This is a genomic window from Sphingobacterium sp. UDSM-2020, assembly GCF_016132525.1.
Lineage (GTDB): Bacteria > Bacteroidota > Bacteroidia > Sphingobacteriales > Sphingobacteriaceae > Sphingobacterium > Sphingobacterium anhuiense.
On record NZ_CP066166.1, the window covers coordinates 5,550,424 to 5,563,639 of the forward strand.

10 protein-coding genes are annotated in these 13,216 nt (G+C 38.4%); all 10 read left to right on the forward strand.

The annotated features are described in order from the left end of the window. Window positions 1-36: 36 nt before the first annotated feature. The 10 genes from JAZ75_RS23475 to JAZ75_RS23520 all read left to right on the forward strand — a co-directional run bounded on the left by JAZ75_RS23475 (window position 37) and on the right by JAZ75_RS23520 (window position 13,185). Window positions 37-438: a hypothetical protein gene (locus JAZ75_RS23475; protein ID WP_208698954.1), complete on the forward strand. Its 402-nt coding sequence runs from the start codon at window positions 37-39 to the stop codon at window positions 436-438. Window positions 439-557: 119 nt separating this feature from the next. After that, the gene (locus JAZ75_RS23480) at window positions 558-1,946 is read left to right on the forward strand and encodes a TolC family protein (protein WP_208698956.1); all 1,389 of its coding nucleotides are present in this window, start codon (window positions 558-560) and stop codon (window positions 1,944-1,946) included. Window positions 1,947-1,955: 9 nt separating this feature from the next. Continuing rightward, window positions 1,956-5,132, forward strand: a complete 3,177-nt coding sequence (locus tag JAZ75_RS23485) for an efflux RND transporter permease subunit (protein WP_208698958.1) — start codon at window positions 1,956-1,958, stop codon at window positions 5,130-5,132. An 11-nt stretch (window positions 5,133-5,143) separates the two neighbouring features. Continuing rightward, a complete protein-coding gene (locus tag JAZ75_RS23490; RefSeq protein ID WP_208698960.1) occupies window positions 5,144-6,247 on the forward strand; it encodes an efflux RND transporter periplasmic adaptor subunit in 1,104 nt (367 codons plus the stop codon). A gap of 8 nt (window positions 6,248-6,255) precedes the next feature. After that, window positions 6,256-6,822 carry a TlpA family protein disulfide reductase gene (locus tag JAZ75_RS23495; protein WP_208698962.1) on the forward strand — a complete coding sequence of 189 codons (567 nt, stop codon included), beginning with the start codon at window positions 6,256-6,258 and terminating at the stop codon, window positions 6,820-6,822. 403 nt (window positions 6,823-7,225) lie between these two features. After that, window positions 7,226-8,377: a porin gene (locus JAZ75_RS23500; RefSeq protein WP_208698964.1), complete on the forward strand. Its 1,152-nt coding sequence runs from the start codon at window positions 7,226-7,228 to the stop codon at window positions 8,375-8,377. A 15-nt stretch (window positions 8,378-8,392) separates the two neighbouring features. Continuing rightward, complete coding sequence (locus JAZ75_RS23505) at window positions 8,393-9,823, forward strand: anion permease (RefSeq protein ID WP_132771106.1); 1,431 nt, start codon at window positions 8,393-8,395, stop codon at window positions 9,821-9,823. Window positions 9,824-9,833: 10 nt separating this feature from the next. Continuing rightward, entirely contained in the window at window positions 9,834-10,487 is a 654-nt protein-coding gene (locus JAZ75_RS23510; RefSeq protein WP_132845567.1) for a succinate dehydrogenase cytochrome b subunit, read from the forward strand. Window positions 10,488-10,510: 23 nt separating this feature from the next. Then, on the forward strand, window positions 10,511-12,424 hold the full coding sequence (locus JAZ75_RS23515) for a fumarate reductase/succinate dehydrogenase flavoprotein subunit (protein ID WP_183914901.1): 1,914 nt from the start codon (window positions 10,511-10,513) through the stop codon (window positions 12,422-12,424). Between the two features lie 14 nt (window positions 12,425-12,438). After that, the gene (locus JAZ75_RS23520) at window positions 12,439-13,185 is read left to right on the forward strand and encodes a succinate dehydrogenase/fumarate reductase iron-sulfur subunit (protein WP_208698966.1); all 747 of its coding nucleotides are present in this window, start codon (window positions 12,439-12,441) and stop codon (window positions 13,183-13,185) included. The last annotated feature ends 31 nt before the right edge of the window (window positions 13,186-13,216 follow it).

Genomic DNA, 13,216 nt, shown 5'->3' on the forward strand with positions numbered 1-13,216 from the left:
GCGGGCTCGCATAAAAAGCCCTAGCTTTACCTCTATATGAACCGCTTTAGACTACATATCGCAAGAAAATCGCAACGAATCTTATTTGTCGTTGCAACGATTTTTTGTGTACTGTTGACTTCCTGTGCAATAAAAAGTAGCATCAAAAGCTGGGCAGATATAACAAGTAATACAACAAAAGCTCCGATAAAAAATGGAAATCTATTTTCCAGCAACGTAGCTGAAAAATGTATCAATAGTGAAAGCACAAATACACAGATATCACAAGCTGTTTCTTTTCATGTTGGTGATTTTGCTCCACTTGTATTATTTACCCTTGCGTTTATGTTGCTGCTTAACATTGTTATCCGCAGTCAACAAGTACACCCCAATTATGACAATCTGAAACTATCAGGCTCCATTCCTATTTTTATAAGAGATCGCAATCTCCAAATTTAGTACTTCTTTTTACCTTCCTATAATCCTATTGATCATTACTTTTCAATAGGCTAAAACTTCTATTTTATTCTAGACAGCTTGTTGTTATTTCAACGGCTTTTCAAAAACATAATATCATTATGATAAAAGACATAGTGGCAGCTATATGTATGTGGCTTGCCCTTGCATCCGTGCTACCCTTATACGGACAGCAAAAAAAAGAAAACACACTGGGCAGTTTATGGTCTCAGGTGGAAGAAAACTACCCTGGAATAGGTGTTAAAAAAATTGCTATAAATGCGGCCGAGCTAAATGCCAAAGCTGTAAAAAGTACTCATCTTCCACAAGTAAAAACACAATTTCAAAACACCTATGGCACTTATGAAGGAAGTGCCGGAGCTTTCTTTCCGCAGCCCGGTTTTTTTAATGTAAGCGGTAATCCTGGAGCATTAGAAGGAAGCAGTTTAGCAGCAAATAGCTTTGCTTCGGCTACTGTTGAATGGGAATTGTTCACCTTTGGTAGACTTAAAAAAGAAAATGAAGTGGCAGAAACGCTAGTTCAGAAAAAAGTTAGTGAACAGGATGCTTACATCCTAAATCTCAAAAAAGTACTTTCTGAACGCTACATCACATTGCTTTATAATCATGCAAAATTAGAATGGTCTAAAAAAAATACGGAACGCTTAGATGATATCCGTAAAATCAGTTCAGGTTTAGCGGCTTCGGGTCTTAAACCTGCGGCAGATAGTCTTTTGGCTACTTCTTCTTATGTGCAGGCCATGGGTGAGCATGATAAATGGAACGGTAATAAGTATGCTTCCTATATCAAACTCCAAGAACTATATGGTCAAGATACTGTTATGTACAGTTCATCCATTCGGCATTTTTCAGCTCCCATGGAAAGTCAGGATGTAAATGCTAGTCAGGGCATCAACGACAGTCATCCAATATTAGCTGCATTAGGCAAACAGGTGCAATACTATACGCAAAGCGGAGAAGCCCAAAAGAGAGCAGCGATGCCATCATTAAAGCTACTAGGTGGCTATGCTTACCGAGGAACAGGTGTTAACTCCAATGGTAAAAGTTCAAGTGCATGGCAAGACGGTTTTAGAAATAACACGAATAATATGCTTGTCGGTATAGGCATAACATGGAATATAACAAGTTTATATACAAACCGATTAAAAGGTAAAGGATTAAATGAAGAGGCCAACAGCGCTAAATTATTGCAAACGCAATATCACGATGCGATGGAAGCAGATCTATCAGCATCTCAAACAAAAAGCCACTGGCAATATAAGCAGTTACAAAAATCTCAAATCGCCGTTAAACAGGCACAAGATGCTTATGGTATGTACCTAGCCCGTTATAAAAGTGGACTGATCACGCTTAGTGAATTATTACAGATCCGCATTTTACTTGAACAGGCCGAGAATAATCATATCGAAGCCTCCCGTTCGTATTGGCTGTTACTGGCATATGAGTCAGAGCTAACGGCCAATTTCGATTATCTGTTTAATAACCTTTAATATATAGATATGAATCTAATAAGATTTGCGCTCAGGAAACCCATTGCTATCATGGTAGCGGTCATTACGATTGCCTTTTTTTCTTATAGCACAATAAAAAAAATCAATGTAGACATCTTTCCTGAAGTTGAATTACCGGCTATGTATATCGCTATGCCTTATGGCGGATTATCCCCGGCCTATATGGACGGATTTATGGCAAATGAATTTCAGAAGGTGCTCCTATTTGTCAGCGGTGTTAAAAATATAGACTTTAAAAGTGTTCAGGGGCTCAGCCTGATGAAGCTTACCTTTTATCCAGGTACCAACATGGCACAAGTAGCCGGAGAAGTATCTACTTCAGTTTCAAGAGCGATGGGCTTTCTACCTGCTGGTGCAGTACCGCCGATGGTAGTCCGTTTTGATGGAAGTTCATTACCGGTAGGTCAGTTGGTCTTTGAAAGTGACAAACTCTCGATCAATGAAATACAGACACTTGTATTAACCAAAATCAGACCGATGTTTGTCGAAATCCCCGGGATCACCGCACCCGCACCTTTTGGAGGTAATGCGCGTTCAATTGTCGTCGATATTGATCCCGAAGCGATGCAGGCCAGCGGACTAAGTGCCGAAGACATTACAATTGCCATCACCAAAAGCAGTGTTCCTTCTCCTGCCGGAAATATCCGTATAGGCGATGAAAATTTAATGGCTCCAATTAACTCAATCGCTAAAAATCCGGAGGAGTTTTTAAATACACCGATCAAAACCACTGACAACCGTACCATCTATGTCAGAGATGTCGCTTCTGTGTCAGATGGCGCAGATCAAACAGTGGGATATGCATTGGTCAACGGGAAACGCTCCGTATACCTGCCTATCATCAAAAAAGCAGATGCTTCTACACTAGATGCTGTAAATAATTTAAAGTCCTCCATGGATAAATTAAAGAATCAACTTCCGGAAGATGTGGATGTCCGTTACGAATTTGATCAATCCAAATACATTGAGCGCTCACTTTCTAATCTGATACATGAAGGCATACTCGGTGCTGTTTTTACGGGATTGATGATTTTCTTATTTCTAGGAGATACGCGGGGGGCTTTTATCGTAGTACTGACAATACCGATCGCTATACTCTCGGCTGTTATGGTTCTTTACCTATTTGGACAAACCATCAACATCATGACACTAAGCGGCTTAGCCCTATCGATCGGTATTCTTGTCGATGAAGCTACAGTGACGATCGAAAACATCCATCAACATATGGAAATGAAAAAAGGAAAACAGCGCGCTATTTTAGATGCGTTGCTTGAAATATCTGTTCCAAAGCTTTTAATTCTACTTTGCATTTTAGCAGTGTTAACTCCTGCTTTCATTATGACCGGTATTCCTAAGGACATGTTTATTCCTTTATCAATGGCAGTAGCATTTGCAATGATAGCATCCTTTATTGCCTCTCAAACATTCGTACCTATTTTGGCGAATTGGTTAATGAAAAATAAACAGGAAATTGTAAGTAAAACGAATAGAAAAAAAGCTTTTTTTGAGAAATTCAGAGTAAATTATTCTTACAGAATGCGCAAGTGGTCCGCAAAATCACTTGGTCTTTTTTTACTCTATATTGTACTTTCTGGGGGAACAATCGGTTTATTATTAAATTTCGTCGGAACCGATGTCATGCCTGTATCAAATAGCGGTGACTTCCAATTACGTATACAAGCCCCACAAGGAAGCAGAATCGAAAAAACAGAACAGATCGTCAACTCCATTACTGATGCTATCAAAACACAGCTTCCTGAAGATGGCATAGCGATAACTTCTGCTTTCGTGGGCATGCAACCTGCAACATCCCCGATCAATCCTATTTTTCTGTTCACAAGTTCTTCACATGAAGCGGTACTGCAAGTATCCGTAGATCAAAATTTGTATGCTGGATCTATGGAGGACCTGAAAGAAAAAATAAGAACTTCAATAACTCAGAATCATCCACAGATAAAGTTCAATTTTGAACCGATGGAACTGACAGAAAAAATAATGGGACAGGGAGCTATGACGCCCATTGAAATTAAAGTTGGTGCCGGACAGCTTAAAGCAGCAAATACACATGCTTCGAAAATTGAATCGAATTTGAAAGAAATACCTTATTTAAGAGATGTACGAATTGCTGAACCAATCGCCTACCCTACTCTTGAAATTGAAGTTAACCGTGACTTGGCCGGACAGTTTGGATTAACCATGCAGGAAATCACGAAGAGCTTAGTGACCGCCACCTCTTCTACCCGTTTTACAGATAAAAATCTTTGGGTAGATCCGAAATCGGGGCTTGTTTTTCAAGTTCAGGTTCAGATCCCCGAGCATATCATGTCATCAGAAGAAAGGCTTAAATCGCTTCCTTTAAAGAAAGGAAACCTCCGTCCGGTACTTGAAGATATTGCCACTGTTCGCCGAGTAACCGCTCCTGCACAAGTAAACCGCAAAGGTCCTAACCGATATGTCACGATCATAGCAAATGTCTACAATCAAGATTTGGGAACAGCTTCTACAGCCGTAAAAAAAGCTATAAAAGATGCGGGCGAACCTCCACGTGGTGTTAGTATATGGACTGAAGGTACAATGCAACTTCTTGACGACACATTAGGCAATCTTTTGACAGGATTAGCTGTAGCTATTATTGCTATTTTCTTGATGTTATCTGCGTACTACCAGTCTTTTAAAGTTCCTTTAATTATCCTATCAGTCATTCCTGCTGTAATTACGGGGAGCTTAATTGTATTATTTCTTACGAACAGTACTCTTAATTTACAATCATATATGGGTATTATCATGTCCATTGGTGTATCGGTATCCAATGCCGTATTGCTCATTAATCAAGCTGAATATTACAGAAGAAATATGGCCTTAAAACCTACAAACGCGGCAAGATTAGCTGCTTCGTCAAGATTACGTCCGATATTAATGACTGCCGCGGCCATGCTTGCCGGTATGTTGCCTATGGCAATAGGTATTGGAGATGGCGCCGAACAAGTAGCACCTCTCGGTAGAGCTGTTATTGGCGGTCTTATTGCATCTACAATTGTTATTTTACTGCTTCTACCGCATTTCTTTTCTTCGCTCATGTCCAGAACATCAGTTAGTAGCCCATCTCTAGATCCTGATGATGAGACAAGTCAGTATTATTCTAATAAAAAAACATCATCCATATAAAATATCACATCATGAATACGACAATCTCTAAATATAAAATATCAAGTTTAACGGGCTTTGCTTTGCTCCTCCTTACATGTATGTCATGCGGTCAGCAAGAACAAAAAACTAAAAAAGAGAATAAAAAAGCGGACAAACAAATAAATTATAGTACTGTGGCGGTGCAGTTCATAAATCCGGAATATGAGATTTCAGTTCCAGCAGAACTGAAACCTTATGAACAGGTGGCTGTTTTTGCAAAAGTATCAGGATTTGTAAAACAGTTATATGTAGACCGTGGTGATCATGTACGTAAAGGACAGCTATTGGCAATACTAGAGGCCCCAGAAATGGATCAACGATATCTTTCTGACAAAGCTACTGAGCAAAAGATATATAACGATTACCTCTTTGCACAACAAGCATACGATCGTTTGAAAGATGCATCAGCGACAGCCGGTGCTGTAGCGGCAATTGAATTAGACAGAGCAAAGAGTTCTGTTGAAAGTGCACGTGCAGCTTACGAAGCTTCTAAAGCTGGTACGACCCATACATCACAATTACAGCAATATCTGCGTATCACTGCCCCTTTCGATGGCGTCATTACAGAGCGAAATGTTTCCGTAGGAGCATTGGCAGGAACTTCATCCAACCAATCGCTGTTCATGATGGCACAAGGTAATAAATTACGCTTAACTTTGTCACTTCCAGAAAAACATGCGGCTTCTGTTCAGCAAGGTGTCCAAGCGAATTTCACCGTAAGTTCACAGCCTGGAAAAACATTTGCGACAACATTATCCCGTACTTCAGGATTACTGAATCAGCAAGATCGGTCACTTACACTAGAATTTGATGTCGACAATCCATCACGCGAATTACAAGGAGGCGACTATGCGCAAGTTAAATTAAAATTAAAACGTAAGACCCCATCTAGTTGGGTACCTAAAAAAAGTGTTCTAACGACACAGGCTGGCACTTTTATACTTATATTAGACGATCAAGAAATTAAACGCATTCCTGTCAAGGAAGGCGTACATTTGGATACGTTAACGGAAGTATTTGGCCAAATTTCGACAGAAAGTCAGATCATATTAAAGCCATCAGAAGAAATTAAAGAAGGAAAAATAAACAAATAGAAATAAATATGAAAATCCAATTCAATAGGAAAATGATCGGCATGCTCTTGATTGCATGCAGCATTACAGCTATATCCTGCAATTCAAAAACTAAAGACACGCAAAATTCAAAGTCGGACGAAACAGCAGAGGATAGTACAGTGGCTACTACAGCTATCCAAGCAAACGAGGTTAGCTTTAAAGATGAAAATGGAAAAGATATCACCCTAAGCTCACTAAAAGGTAAAGTGGTATTCATTAACTTTTGGGCGACGTGGTGCCCTCCCTGTATTCATGAAATGCCTTCTATCAACACTTTAAAACAATCCTTCAAGGGTAATGATGACATCGTATTTTTAATGGTAGATGTAGATGGCACGATGGAAAAATCAAAAGCATTTATGACCGAAAATAAATATGATTTACAAGTGTATATTCCAAATGGCGATATTCCGCAAGATTTCTTAGGAAATGCAATACCAACTACGGTAATCATTAACAAAAAGGGAGAGATGGTAGATCGTATGGAAGGTGGGCGTGATTACGCAGATCCTGAAATAGCAAAATCTTTGAATGAGCTTATTCAAAGCAATTAATACCTTATTGTAAAAAATGTAGCTCATTATTAATACAGTGAGACCAAAAGCCTTCATCTGTCCACGATGAAGGCTTTTTTTATACTCATTAATTTACTTCTCCCGAAGTGAGCAATCAAAAGAATCCAATGCTCAAGCATAGCAAAGAAATGTTACTTCTATATTAAACAATAAGAAAGCACTTTTGCTAGACTTTTTTACAAAACAGCATGAAATAATCTTTGAACTTAAAAAAATATTGAATTATTATATTTTTTCCTTCATTATATAGATTTATCTCCTTATTTTTATATATGAGCAAAGCAAGTTGTGCTCATTAGTAACCAAATAGACTATAAAATACGCGATATAGATTAAAATTTATAGCTCATAATTTCCTGTTCTTTTACATTAACTATTTTATATGAAAAAAAACTTACCTTTTGCAACATGCACTTTAATTGGATTTTTACTTTTATACAGTATATCGGCTCGCGCCCAAGTGCCCGATAGTACGCAAGGAGAAATTTTAGAAAGTTACCCCAAATTTCAGTTCAAGGGGCTTTTTCAAGGAAGGTTTACAACAAGTCTTAAAAAAAATGTTGATGTAGAAGGCCTTCACCATACAGATGATAAGGGCACCAATAATTCCTTTGCGCTCAAATACATGCGCGCGCAACTCAAAGGACAAATTAGCAGAAGAGTAGAAGTTGTTGCTTTAGCAAATTTTGCTGATTTTAAAAATGATCCCAAGACCCGAGTTTTAGAGAACGCTTACCTACGGTACAGTTTTAATCCCAAAGTTGCCATTACCGTTGGGCAGTTCAGACCTTGGTTTGGATTAGAAGAAACTTATCCCGTGGATATCATCAAATCATTGGAATGGTCTAACCAATATACCGAATTTGGAAAAAATGGTTGGACAAGTTTTCAAATTGGGGCTTCCGTAGGCGGTACATTACCGTTAGGAACCATACCAATGCGTTATGCCGTTTCTGTTGTGAATGGAAATGGAAAAAATCAGGTTTCGGATAAAGATAATGGAAAACAATTTTTAACAAGGATCGTATTTGATCTGGCAAAAAAATATGATTTCAGTATTGGTTTAAACGGTGGTACGGGTACCGTGTTTAAAAGAAATGTACATGCTTTAGCATTTGATGTATCGTCTAAATTTCAGCTTGCACATAAATGGAATATAGATTTTCAGATCGAAGCTAAGCAGGCGATTAATCACAATCTATACTTCAGTCTCGAAGAAACAGAGCGACTACAAGATATTTATCAATACCAAATGCGAGGAGCTTACTTCTTACCGAATATGCGTTATGAAATTGATTATAAAAACCTGAAAGCTATTGAGTTTTCTTGTAGATATGAATACTTAGATACTGATTTCAGACAAAAATCTAATCCCAGACAGTCTTTAGTTCCTATGGTAAGCTTGGAATTTCTCAAAAACTACGGGGCTAGAATACAAATGGGTATGCAGATGGATTATTATAAACATCAAATTGAAAGTACAAACAAATACAATGGTAATTTGTTCATTTTACAAGTACAAAGTCGATTATAACCTTAAACAGAAAATATGAAAGAAGTGGACATTAAAAAGATGGGTATAACCTTTGCTTTCGCATTGATTATTTGGTTTATACCTATACCAAAGGGTGTGTCACCCGAGGCTTGGCACCTATTTGCTATATTTGCGGCAACTATCCTGGGTATCATACTAAAAGCTGCTCCTATGGGTACCATGTGTATGTTGGCCATTGGGTTCACCGCTTTTACACAGGTTCTAGCACCTGGTAATGCCTCTCTATCCATTACCAAATCATTAAGTGGTTTTGGTGATAAAGTAATCTGGCTTATAGGAATCTCATTTTTTATAGCAAGAGGGTTTATTAAAACCGGCTTAGGAAACAGAATAGCATTTATATTTATCAAAATATTCGGAAAAAGTTCTTTGGGATTAGCTTATGGATTGGGGCTTGCAGACGTTTGTCTTGCTCCTGCTATTCCTAGTAATACTGCCCGTGGTGGAGGTATCATCTACCCTATTATGAAATCAATGGCTATTAGTTTTGGATCTCTGCCAGAAGATCCGAGCACTCATAAAAAAATCGGTTCATATCTAACACTTAATAGTTATTACATGAACCTCATTGCCTCATCAATGTTTCTTACCGGAACAGCGAGTAATCCCATGTGTCAGAAATTCGCTGCAGATTTGGGAATAAATATCACTTGGATGTCATGGGCTGCGGCTGGATTTGTACCCGGAATTGTTGCATTTTTTATTGTTCCATTAGTTTTATACAAATTATACCCACCAGAACTAAAAAAAACTGCTGATGCACCTAAAATGGCTACTGAAAAATTAAAAGAAATGGGTGCTATTAAAACAAATGAATGGCTGATGTTACTTGCTTTTTTTATACTGTTGGGATTATGGATTTTCGGAGGATCACTATCCATAGATGCCACAACTACAGCATTTATTGGACTGACACTGTTATTGCTCACATCTGTCCTGACTTGGGAAGATGTAAAATCAGAGAAAGGAGCATGGGACACCATTGTGTGGTTTGCAGTACTTGTCATGATGGCCAGCTCTTTAAATGAACTTGGTTTTATTGGCTGGTTCAGTGATTTGATCAAAACGGAGATCGGCGGATTAAATTGGATTGTTGCCTTTCCTGTCATCATTTTAGTCTATTTCTACAGCCATTATATTTTTGCCAGTGCTACTGCACATGTCGCGGCAATGTACGCCGCTATGCTCGGAGTAGGAGTTTCCTTAGGTATACCAGGTATGCTATTGGCGATGATGCTTGGTTTCGTAGGATCTATATATGGTGTCCTTACACATTATGGACATGGTCCTGCTCCTGTTTATTTCGGTAGTGGCTATGTCGATCTCAAGTCATGGTGGGTAAAGGGTTTTGAAATTGGAGTGCTGTTACTCGTGATCTACATGGCAGTTGGTGGTCTGTGGATGAAAATAATCGGTTATTATTAATTCTTTGCTTATGTTATCAACCCTATCTCGAAAATTAGTAATGTGTTTGACAGGTTTATTCCTATGTTTTTTCCTTATCATTCACTTTTTAGGAAATTTGCAACTGTTTTTACCTTCCGAACAGGCCCATACACAGTTCAATGCCTATTCTCAATTTCTATCTGGTAATATTTTAATAAAAATAGTTTCATATGTACTTTATGCAAGCATTCTGATACATGCCCTGGATGCTTTGGTCATTACCCTTAAAAATAGAAAATCCGGAAAACAGTATCAACGTGATCAAAGACAAAGGGCGAGTAAATGGTATAGTCGCAACATGGGTATTCTAGGTACCATTATTTTAATATTTCTAGTCATTCATTTTCAAAATTTTTGGTACGTCTATAAATTCGGGAGTCCACCAATAGATAGCAATGGTAATAAAGATCTTTATATTTTGGTAGTAACCACATTTAAAGAATGGTGGTATGTGCTCATTTACGTCTTATCTATGGTTGCATTATGCTACCACCTCATTCATGGTGTACATAGTGCCATTCGTACTTTAGGTCTCTTTCATCCAAAATATGTAAAGTGGATCAAAACCTGTGGCATAGCTTACTCCATTATTATAAGTGTAGGGTTTGCTATGATGCCCATCTACATTTACTTTACACAATAGCTAAACCTTTATATGTTAAGAATATGAATTTAGATGCAAAAATCCCCGAAGGTTCTTTAGAGAAAAAATGGGAAAACTATAAAAAAACTGCAAAATTAGTCAATCCGGCAAATCGTAAAAAACTAGATGTCATCGTAATAGGAACTGGGCTAGCGGGAAGCTCTCTTGCTGCATCATTGGGTGAAATGGGTTATAATGTAAAATCATTTTGTTTTCAAGACAGTCCAAGACGCGCCCATTCTGTCGCGGCGCAGGGCGGTGTCAATGCCGCAAAAAATTATAAGAATGATGGCGATAGCATCTACCGGATGTTTGTTGATACTTTAAAAGGAGGAGATTTTCGTGCGCGAGAGGCTAATGTATACAGAATGGCTGAATGTTCCCTCAATCTCATCGATCAAGCCGTTGCTCAAGGTGTCCCATTTGGTCGAGAATATGGAGGCTATCTCAACAATCGTTCTTTCGGTGGTGTTCAAGTAAGCCGGACATTTTATTCAAGAGGACAGACCGGACAGCAATTGCTACTTGGATCTTATCAAGCACTTATGCGTCAAGTCGGAAAAAAAACAGTCAAATTACATGCCCGTCATGAAATGTTAGATCTAGTGATTATAGAAGGAAAAGCGCGTGGTGTAATTATCAGAAATCTCGATACTGGCGAGATTGAACGCCATGCCGCACATGCTGTTGTACTGGCTACTGGAGGTTATGGGAAAATCTATTATCTTTCCACTTTAGCGATGGGTTGCAATGGTTCTGCGATATGGAGGGCGCATAAAAAAGGTGCATTAATGGCCAGCCCAAGCTGGATTCAGATTCATCCGACATCATTACCGCAGTCTGGAGATTATCAATCTAAATTAACACTCATGTCCGAGTCTTTAAGAAATGATGGACGCATATGGGTACCACTTAAAGAAAATGAACAGCGCTCTGCTAATGACATTCCCGAACAAGAAAGAGATTACTATCTGGAAAGAAGATACCCCGCATTTGGAAATCTAGCCCCTAGAGATATTTCTTCACGCGCTGCAAAAGAAAGAATTGATGCCGGATTTGGAATCGGTCCCTTAAAAAATGCCGTTTATCTGGATTTTTCTAAAGCCATTAAAGAACAAGGAATAGACAAAATAAAAGAAAAGTACGGTAATTTATTCGACATGTATGAAAAAATTACCGGTTATAATGCTTATCAAGTACCAATGATGATTTCTCCATCGGCCCACTTTTCAATGGGAGGACTTTGGGTAGATTACGAATTAATGACGACAATTCCTGGGTTATTTGCTTTAGGAGAAGCTAATTTTGCAGACCACGGAGCTAATCGATTAGGAGCAAATTCTCTCCTTCAAGCCTCCGTGGATGGCTATTTTATTGCTCCTTATACCATAGCAAATTATCTCTCAGGTGATATCCACACGGGAAAAATATCAACAGATCATACGGAATTTGAGAAAGCAGAGCAAGAAGTCAGAACACAATTGCAACAATTCAGCAAAAGCAAAGGAACAAAAACTGTGGATTATTACCATAAGACTCTTGGTAAAATACTATATGATTACTGTGGCCTTGCACGAAATGAAGCCGGATTAAAATTCGCAATCTTGGAGATTCAGAAATTACGGGAAGAGTTTTATAGAAATGTTCATATTCCGGGAAATGAGGAAACAATGAATACAGAAATAGAGAAAGCTGGAAGAGTCGCTGATTACCTCGAAATCGGAGAATTAATGTGCTATGACGCCCTGACTAGAAATGAATCTTGTGGTGCACATTTCCGTGAAGAATATCAGACAGCTGAAGGCGAAGCAAAAAGAAATGATGCCGAATATCAATTCATTTCGGCATGGGAATGGAACAACAGATCTGTTCCTATTCTTCATAAAGAACCACTATCATTTGAAGTCATTCAACCTATTGTACGTAGTTATAAATAATTAAAATTCAAGCTATGAAATTACATCTAAAAATATGGAGACAAGAGAATAAAAATGCTGATGGCAAACTTGTAGACTATACTTTGGAAAACCTCAATCCGCATATGTCCTTTTTAGAGATGCTAGATACATTAAATGAAAAGCTCATATTGGCCAATGACACACCTGTTGAATTTGATCACGACTGTCGTGAAGGAATCTGTGGACAATGTGGTATGATGATAAATGGTATTGCGCATGGACCGCTGAAAAATACGACTACCTGTCAATTACATTTAAGGTCCTTCAAAGATGGGGAGGTGGTATTTATCGAACCATTTAGATCTGAAGCGTTTCCCGTAAAAAAAGATTTAAAAGTAGATCGTTCGGCATTTGACCGCATTATCTCTTCAGGTGGATTTGTATCAATCAATACAGGACAAGCGCCGGAAGCACTGACCATTCCCGTAACACATCAAGTGACAGAAGCGGCATTTGATGCTGCTGCCTGTATCGGATGCGGAGCCTGTGTTGCCACCTGTAAAAATGGAAGCGCGGCCCTTTTTACATCAGCAAAAATCAACCATATGGTATTACTCCCACAAGGTAAAGAAGAAAGACTTACAAGGGTCATTGATATGGTAAATCAAATGGATGAAGAACTCTTTGGCCATTGCTCCAATACAGAAGCCTGTGAAGTTGAATGTCCACAAGGTATTTCAGTACTCAATATTGCACGAATGAATTATGAATATAATCGAGCACATCTATTAAAAAAATAAAGAGTGTAAATTCAAATACCAATATTCTGAA

Excerpts from the sequence above, each read along its gene's own strand:
- JAZ75_RS23475 (WP_208698954.1), top strand. The coding sequence starts at position 37 with ATGAACCGCTTTAGACTACATATCGCAAGAAAATCGCAACGAATCTTA.
- JAZ75_RS23480 (WP_208698956.1), top strand. The coding sequence starts at position 558 with ATGATAAAAGACATAGTGGCAGCTATATGTATGTGGCTTGCCCTTGCA.
- JAZ75_RS23485 (WP_208698958.1), top strand. The coding sequence starts at position 1,956 with ATGAATCTAATAAGATTTGCGCTCAGGAAACCCATTGCTATCATGGTA.
- JAZ75_RS23490 (WP_208698960.1), top strand. The coding sequence starts at position 5,144 with ATGAATACGACAATCTCTAAATATAAAATATCAAGTTTAACGGGCTTT.
- JAZ75_RS23495 (WP_208698962.1), top strand. The coding sequence starts at position 6,256 with ATGAAAATCCAATTCAATAGGAAAATGATCGGCATGCTCTTGATTGCA.
- JAZ75_RS23500 (WP_208698964.1), top strand. The coding sequence starts at position 7,226 with ATGAAAAAAAACTTACCTTTTGCAACATGCACTTTAATTGGATTTTTA.
- JAZ75_RS23505 (WP_132771106.1), top strand. The coding sequence starts at position 8,393 with ATGAAAGAAGTGGACATTAAAAAGATGGGTATAACCTTTGCTTTCGCA.
- JAZ75_RS23510 (WP_132845567.1), top strand. The coding sequence starts at position 9,834 with ATGTTATCAACCCTATCTCGAAAATTAGTAATGTGTTTGACAGGTTTA.
- JAZ75_RS23515 (WP_183914901.1), top strand. The coding sequence starts at position 10,511 with ATGAATTTAGATGCAAAAATCCCCGAAGGTTCTTTAGAGAAAAAATGG.
- JAZ75_RS23520 (WP_208698966.1), top strand. The coding sequence starts at position 12,439 with ATGAAATTACATCTAAAAATATGGAGACAAGAGAATAAAAATGCTGAT.